General features: G+C 54.1%; 1 rRNA gene. It reads right to left on the bottom strand.

Going from position 1 to position 255, the window contains the following annotated elements:
* Nucleotides 1-255, bottom strand: a 16S ribosomal RNA gene (locus KJS47_RS23920); the annotation flags it as partial.

Raw genomic sequence — 255 nt, 5'->3', positions numbered from 1 at the left:
AGTGCCCAACTGAATGCTGGCAACTAAGATCAAGGGTTGCGCTCGTTGCGGGACTTAACCCAACATCTCACGACACGAGCTGACGACAACCATGCACCACCTGTCTCCCCTGTCCCGAAGGAAAGGCCCATCTCTGAACCGGTCAGGGGGATGTCAAGACCTGGTAAGGTTCTTCGCGTTGCTTCGAATTAAACCACATACTCCACTGCTTGTGCGGGTCCCCGTCAATTCCTTTGAGTTTCAGTCTTGCGACCG

The sequence above is a fragment of the Paenibacillus sp. J31TS4 genome, from assembly GCF_018403265.1.
GTDB lineage: Bacteria > Bacillota > Bacilli > Paenibacillales > NBRC-103111 > J31TS4.
Note: the sequence above shows the minus strand (reverse complement) of the source record. Positions and strands in the feature narration are given on the sequence as shown.